The following is a 6,239-nucleotide window of genomic DNA, read 5'->3' as shown; positions in this document are numbered from 1 at the left end:
GGGAACGGTACCCGGTGCGGTGCGGCACCGCCGAGCTGGAGGTGCTGGTCGTGGACAGCGGTGCCTCGCTTGACAGTTCCGGGGCGGTGTGACATTATTATTACACAGAGAAAAGGAAGGAAAGACCGCCGATGAAGGAACGTTTTCTGGTGTTTATCCCCGCCTACAACTGCGAAAAACAGCTTCCCCGGGTGCTCGATCAGCTGCTGGACAAGCAGGTGGCGGCGTTCGTGACGGAGTGCATCGTCGTCAACAACCGCTCCACCGACGGCACCGAGTCCGCCGTCCGGACCTGGATGACCGCCCACCCCGACGCGCCGGTCCGGCTGCTGCGCAACGACTGCAACTACGGCCTGGGCGGCAGCCACAAGGTGGCGTTCGGCTACGCCGTCGCCAACGGGTTTGACTACCTCGTGGTGCTGCACGGCGACGACCAGGGCGACATCCGGGACCTGCTGCCGCTGCTGCGCCGCGGCGACCATCGCCGGTACGACTGCTGCCTCGGCTCCCGCTTCATGAAGCAGAGCCGCATCCGCGGCTACAGTGCGCTGCGTATCGTCGGCAACCACGGCTTCAACCTGCTGTTCAGCGCGGTGGCGGGCCGCCGCATCACCGACCTGGGCAGCGGCCTCAACCTCTATGCGGTGCCGCCGCTGCGGTCGGGGTACTATCTGCGCTTCCCCGACACGCTCTATTTCAACGACTGCATGATCCTGGCCCTGTGCCAGCTGCGCCAGAAGCTGCTCTTCTTCCCGATCAGCTGGCGCGAGGAAGATCAGGTCTCCAACAACAAACTGACTTCCTTCGGCATGAGCCTGCTCGGCCTGTGCGGGCAGTATCTGAAAAACAAGAAGGAGTTCGTCACCCGCGAATGGCGGGAACATCCGGTGGACGATTACACCTACACGGTGATCGCCTCCAACCTGTAAGGAGGGTCCAGACATGAAAATTCTCGTAACGGGCGCGGCCGGCTTCATCGGCGGCCAGCTCATGCACGCGCTGTGGCGTGCCGGCCATACCGTCATCGGCATCGACAATTACAGCTACGGCAGCGCCGACAACCTGCACTTTGACGACCGGGATTTCACCGGCGATGTGCTGCGGATGGACATCCGGGACGGCGAGCCGCTGACCCGGCTTTTCGAGACCGAGAAGTTCGACGTCGTCTACAACATCGCGGGCATCGCACCACTGCCGGACTGCCAGAGCAACCCGGTGGAGGCGGTCTCGGTCAACACGATGGGCCTTGTCAACCTGCTCGAGAATGCCCGCCGCACCGGCGTGCGCCATGTCGTCCAGGCGTCCACCAACGCGATGTATGAGAACGAGACCGAGTTCCCCACCGTCGAGGACCGCTTCAACCCGCCGACGCTGATCTACCCCAACACCAAATACTGCGCCGAGCAGTTCTGCCGCAGCTTTGCGCTGACCTACGGCATGAACATCACCTGCCTGCGGTTTGCCAACGTCTATGGCCCCCACATCGACTGCCTGCGCAAGCAGCCGCCCTTTGTGGGGTATATGATCCGCGAACTCTACTATGGCCGGGTGCCGGAATTCCATTCGGACGGCAACCAGCGCCGCGATTATATCTATGTCGATGACCTGATCGACCTGGCCATGCGGGTCGTGGACCAGCCGGGCTTTGATGCGGTCAATGTCTCGAGCAACTGCAGCTACTCGGTGCGGGAACTGTACGACATTGCCTGCGACCTGATGGGCCGCAGGATCGAGGCCCACTACAACCCCTCCTCGCATTACTGGGCCAAGTACCCCGAGCTGTACGGCGGGGCCTACGGCATCAAGCCGGAGATCCTCGACCACGAGGTCAACAAATTCACCCTCTGCGACAACGCCCACGCCCGCGAACGGTACGGCTGGACGCCCAAGGTGGACATCCGGGAAGGACTGCGCCGCGTCGTCGAGGCGGAGTGCGCCATGCTCGCCGCCCGCGACCGGAAAGGGGAATGAGATGGCCGACAAACTGCATCTGATCCTGCCGATGGCGGGCCGCGGCAGCCGCTTTTTTGAAAACGGCTTTGTCAGCCCCAAGCCGCTCATCGAAATCCACGGCAGACCTTTCTTCTACTGGGCAACCCAGAGCATTGCCCGGTTTGTGGACTGTGCCGACATCACCTTTGTCGTGCTCGAGGAGCACATCCGCACCCACGCCATTGACCGGGAAATCCGCCGCTATTACCCCGATGCGCGCATTGTGGCGCTGCCCGCCGTCACCGAGGGCGCGGCCATCACGGCGCTGCGCGGGGCCGAGGCCCTGCCCGACGACGGCCCGCTGCTCTTCAACGACTGCGACCATCTGTTCTGGTGCCGGGCCTTCAACGAGTTCTGCGCCGCGGGACAGTTCGCCCAGGGCCCCGACGGGGCGCTGCTGACCTTCCCGAGCGACTCCCCCGCATACAGCTATCTGCAGTACGGACCGGACGGCCGCGTCTGCCATACCGTCGAAAAGCAGGTCGTCAGCCACGACGCCATCTGCGGCGCCTACTATTTCCGCAGCCGCACCCTCTACGCCGACGCCTGCGCCGAATACCTGCACAATTGTGCCTACCGGGAATTTTTTGTCTCGGGCATTTACAATGTGCTGGCCGCCCGCGGCGCCGACCTGCGCGGCTTCGCCACCGACCTGCACCTGCCCTTCGGCACCCCGGCGGAATACGCCCTGGCCGAAGCGCCGCAAAACAACGCCGCCTTTGAGCGGCTGAGCTGAGGATCACCGTGAATATCACCATCGGGACAATTTGGCTGCTGGCCCTCTCGGCGGCGCTCGTGCTGCTGGGGCATCTCTTCCGCCTGCTGCGGTGGGAGCAGTTTATCCGCATCTACGAGCACCCCGCCCGCGGCAGTCTGCTGCGCGGCATGGCGGGGGGCTATGCGGTCAATTTTCTGCTGCCCTTCCATGTCGGCGACATCTTCCGCGCCGTCTTTACGGGCCGCCGTATGAAAACCGGGACCGGCTTTGCGCTGGCCACCGTCATCATGGACCGCTTCCTGGATGTCTGGGTCGTGGCGCTGCTCTTCGGCGCCTTCGCAGCCGCCGGCGCCGGCGGCGCGGCCATCCGGGACTCGGCACGGTATTATCTGCTCTTCGCCGTCGCCCTGGCCGCGGCGCTCTGCCTGGTGGTGCTGCTCCGTGACCGGCTCAAAAAGATCTGTCTGGCCGTCTGCGGCATCTTCAACGATACCCTCAAACTGGACGGCCTCGTCTTCTGCTGGAGCCTCATCAACACCTTCAAGGATCTGCGCCGGGTCAGCATCCCCCGGCTGCTCCTCAACACCGCCCTGATGTGGGCCGCCTATCTGGGGTCCTACGGGGCGCTGGCCGGCGCCGTCACCGGGGCCGGCACGCCGGACTTCGGCCTCGTCGAGGTCTTTCAGATGCTCTTCGGTCTCAACAGCGTCGATGTCACCAGCCTCGGTGTGGCGGGCAGCCTCGGCCTCAACACGGCCTCCCGGGTGCTCGTCATCGTCTGGTTCCTGCTGCCCCTCGCGGCCATGTTCGCGGCGCCGCTGCTGCCCCATCCGCTGCGCGCCCGCCTCAACAGCGCCGCCCCCGCCGAGCCGGCCGGCGAACCCAACTACCTCAACCTGCTGCCCCAGGTGGACCCCCGGGACCGCTCGGCGTTCCTCAACCAGTATTTCAGCCTGCAGAACAAGGACTATGTCGCCCGGTTCATCGCGATGAACCAGAACATCACAATCCTGCAGGATTACTCGGCGGGCTCCAACGCCACCACGATGCTCTGCACCGACGGCAAAACCACCTTCTACCGCAAGTATGCGTTCGGCGCGGACGGCGACAAGCTGGCCGATCAGCTGGCCTGGCTGCGCCGCAATGCCCCGCGGCTGCCCCTGTGCGAAATCCTGCGCAGCGGCGGCAGCGACGGCTGCTGCTGGTATGATATGGCCTATGCCCCCGACGCGGTGGGGATGTTCCGCTATCTGCACTCCAACCCGGTCGAAAACAGCGCCGCCGTGCTGCGCAGCGTGCTGCACACGCTGGACGAGCAGCTCTATGCGCCGACGGCCCGCCCGGCGGACCCGGCGTGCATCGAGGAGTATCTGAGCCGCAAGGTGGATGCCAACCTTGCCAAAATCCGGGAATCCCGGCTGCTCAAGGAACTCTGGGCCTATGACCGCATCTGGATCAACGGGCGGCCCTACCGCAATCTCTGCACGCTGGGCGGGCTCTTTGACCATGCGGCGCTGCGGACCCTCTTTGCGGATGACCCGGTGGCCGAGATCCACGGCGACCTGACCATCGAGAACATCATCTGCCGCAACGGCGGCACCGATCCGGACCGCAGCTGGTATATCATCGACCCGAACACCGGCAATCTGCACGAAAGTCCCTACCTGGATTATGGCAAACTGCTGCAAAGCCTGCATGGTGGCTATGAGTTCATGATGATGACGCCCCGCTGCACGGTGCAGGAAAACCGGATTGATTTCCAGCTCACCCGCTCGGCGGCCTACGACACGCTGCTGGCGACGGTCTGCGACGACCTTCGCGCGCGGTATGGCCGGCGGGGATTGCGCAGCATCTTCACCCATGAGCTGATTCATTGGCTCCGCCTGATGCCCTACAAGCTCAGCAAGGATAAAAAGCGCGCTCCCATGTTTTATGCCGGGCTGGTGATGGTGGCGAACGATCTGGCGGCCTGGCAGGAGGAGGGAAAACTGTGAAGGGACTGATTGCCGTGGACCTGGACGGTACGCTGTTCGATACCGTCGCGGTCAACGCCGAGAGCTACCGCCGCGCACTGGCCGAGGCGGGCTTCACGGTCACCGATGCCTACTATGCCGAGCACTGCAACGGCCGTCATTACCGGGACTTTCTGCCGCCCCTGATGGGCGGACACCCCGACGACGCCCTTCTTGAGCGGGTCCATGAGCGCAAGAAGGCGCTGTATTCGGACTGTCTGGGCGCGGCGCGCAAGAATGAAGCGCTCTTTGCCATTCTGGCCGCGATGCGCAGCGACTGGCACCTGGCGCTGGTCACCACGGGCAGCCGCCGCAACGCGGTGGAGATTCTCGACCATTTCGGCTGCCGCGACTGGTTCGAGCTGATCCTGACGCAGGAGGACGTCGAGCACAACAAGCCTTCCCCCGAAGGGTATCTGCGCGCCATGGCGCATTTTTCCGTCGATGCCGCCCACACAATGATTTTTGAGGACAGCCCCACCGGCCTGGCCGCCGCGCGGGCGTCCGGCGCCACGGTCTTTGCCTGCGCCCGTTTCTGATCCCGGATGTTTCCGCCCCGGATGGAGCCCACCGCTCCGCCCGGGGCGGTTTTGTTTGCCCTCTCTCAGCCCCGCCTCACTCTCGTCCCTTCGCCACTCACCCCTGCCGCCCGCAGCCCTGGTTTCCTCTATTCACCCCGTCGCGCCTCTCCCTGGCCCGTCACCTTTCCCAACACCGCCCCCGTCCGGCCACCGGCCCCACTTTCCGCAAGCAGCCGCCCCTCGCCGCTCCACCACACCCCGTCTCACTCTCACCCCTTCGCCGCTCACTCCTGCCGTCCGCCGCCCCGGTTTTCTTCTATTCGCCCCGTCGCGTCTCTCCCCGCCCGTCATCCTTCCCACCGCCTCCGCCCCCGCCCGGCCACCGGCCCCTACTTTCCGCGAGCAGCCGCCTGCCCTTCACCGCTCACCCCGCAAAGCCTACAGCCCCGGTTCTCTCTTATTCGCCCTGTCGCGCCTCTCCCAGCCCGTCCCCCTTCCCAACGCCTCCGCCCCCGCCCGGCCCCCGGCCCCCGCTTCCCGTGAGCAGCCGCCCGCCCCTTGCCGCTCGACCACACCCCGCTACCCTCTGACCCCTTCGCCACTCAACCCTGCAAAGCCCGCCGCCCCGTTTTTTCTCTATTCGCCTTTTCGCACCTCTCTCCAGCCCGTCCCCCTTTCCACCGCCTCCGCCCCCGTCCGGCCACCGGCCTCCACTTCCCGCGAGCAGCCGCCCACCCCTTCACCGCCCCACCACACCCTTGCCACTCTCTGACCTCACGCCGCTCATCCCCGCCGCCCGCAACCTCCGGTTTTCTTCTATTTGCCTTGTCACGCCTTCCCCCGCCCGTCACCCTTCCCAACGCCTCCGCCCCCGCCCGGCCGCCGGCCCCCGCTTCCCGTGAGCAGCCGCCCGCCCCTCGCCGCTCCACCACACCCCGCCACCCTCTCACCCCTTCGCCGCTCACCCCGCAAAGCCTACAGCCCCGGTTCTCTCTT

5 protein-coding genes are annotated in these 6,239 nt (G+C 65.4%); all 5 read left to right on the top strand.

Annotated features, from left to right (window positions below; translation table 11 throughout):
• Positions 1-131: 131 nt before the first annotated feature.
• From U0L91_RS09700 to U0L91_RS09680, 5 genes are read left to right on the top strand one after another with little or no spacing between them, the layout of a single operon-like run.
• Complete coding sequence (locus U0L91_RS09700) at positions 132-929, top strand: glycosyltransferase family 2 protein (protein WP_330046482.1); 798 nt, start codon at positions 132-134, stop codon at positions 927-929.
• Positions 930-942: 13 nt separating this feature from the next.
• Positions 943-1,971, top strand: a complete 1,029-nt coding sequence (locus U0L91_RS09695) for an NAD-dependent epimerase/dehydratase family protein (protein WP_330046480.1) — start codon at positions 943-945, stop codon at positions 1,969-1,971.
• A 1-nt stretch (position 1,972) separates the two neighbouring features.
• The gene (locus tag U0L91_RS09690) at positions 1,973-2,728 is read left to right on the top strand and encodes a glycosyltransferase family protein (RefSeq protein ID WP_330046478.1); all 756 of its coding nucleotides are present in this window, start codon (positions 1,973-1,975) and stop codon (positions 2,726-2,728) included.
• 8 nt (positions 2,729-2,736) lie between these two features.
• Complete coding sequence (locus tag U0L91_RS09685) at positions 2,737-4,704, top strand: lysylphosphatidylglycerol synthase transmembrane domain-containing protein (RefSeq protein ID WP_330046476.1); 1,968 nt, start codon at positions 2,737-2,739, stop codon at positions 4,702-4,704.
• Positions 4,701-5,261, top strand: a complete 561-nt coding sequence (locus U0L91_RS09680; RefSeq protein ID WP_330046474.1) for an HAD family hydrolase — start codon at positions 4,701-4,703, stop codon at positions 5,259-5,261. Before U0L91_RS09685 ends, U0L91_RS09680 begins: the two co-directional genes overlap by 4 nt.
• Positions 5,262-6,239 lie beyond the last annotated feature (978 nt).

Source organism: Gemmiger sp. (assembly GCF_036306485.1).
Classification (GTDB): domain Bacteria; phylum Bacillota; class Clostridia; order Oscillospirales; family Ruminococcaceae; genus Gemmiger.
This window is presented reverse-complemented; position numbering and strand designations above follow the sequence as displayed.